1 pseudogene is annotated in these 849 nt (G+C 66.7%); it reads right to left on the bottom strand.

Annotated elements, in window-relative coordinates:
• Positions 1–507: pseudogene (locus N878_RS23055) on the bottom strand (acetyl-CoA C-acyltransferase); the annotation flags it as partial.
• Between the last annotated feature and the right edge of the window lie 342 nt (positions 508–849).

The following is an 849-nucleotide window of genomic DNA, read 5'->3' as shown; positions in this document are numbered from 1 at the left end:
CTCGCCGTTGCGCGGGATGGCCGGGGCCAGGTGGCGCGGGCGGATCTGCAGCAGGCTCTTGAGCTTGTCCAGCGTGCGCTTGCCGCGGTTGGCCTCCAGCAGAATCTTGCGCAGCCCCTCGTTGACCCCGATCGGCGCGTCGGAGGTGGTGTCGACGCCGCCGGCGATGCCGCAGTCGATCTGCCCCAGGGCGATCTTGTTGGCCACCAGCAGCGCCGCCTCCAGGCCAGTGCCGCAGGCCTGCTGCAGGTCGTAGGCCGGGGTCTCGGGCGCCAGGCGCGAGCCGAGCACGCATTCGCGGGTCAGGTTGAAGTCGCGCGAGTGCTTGAGCACGGCGCCGGCCACCACCTCGCCGAGGCGCTCGCCGTGCAGGTTGAAGCGCTCCACCAGGCCCTCGAGGGTGCTGGTCAGCATCTCCTGGTTGCTCGCCGTGGCGTAGGCGGTGTTGGAGCGGGCGAAGGGGATGCGGTTGCCGCCGACTATGGCGACCCGGCGTAGCTGGGCCATGCTGACTCCTTGCGAATAAAGATTGGGCTACAGGCTAGCGCGCGCCGCCGCATCTGCATTGGCCGCCTTGCCGCGGCCCCAGGCAGTGCGGTCAATTGCGCTTGGTCCGTCACTGCGTAGAGTGGCACGACTTTAGAACGTGTCTACGATCTGCTGCGCGTCGGCCCTGCTGCGTTGAAAACAGGCTCGGACTGCTCATTTACAGCTCGTAAACTCCGCGTCCTCGTCTGTTTTCGCCTTGCATGGCTCTAGCTCGCGAAATCGTAGACACGTTCTTTGATTCGCCCACAGGAGCCCGTTCATGTCCGACCCTTACCTCGCCTTCGCCAACTCCGCCGCCGG

The sequence above is a fragment of the Pseudomonas sp. EGD-AK9 genome (assembly GCF_000465935.2).
In the GTDB taxonomy this organism is placed as follows: domain Bacteria; phylum Pseudomonadota; class Gammaproteobacteria; order Pseudomonadales; family Pseudomonadaceae; genus Aquipseudomonas.
This window is presented reverse-complemented; position numbering and strand designations above follow the sequence as displayed.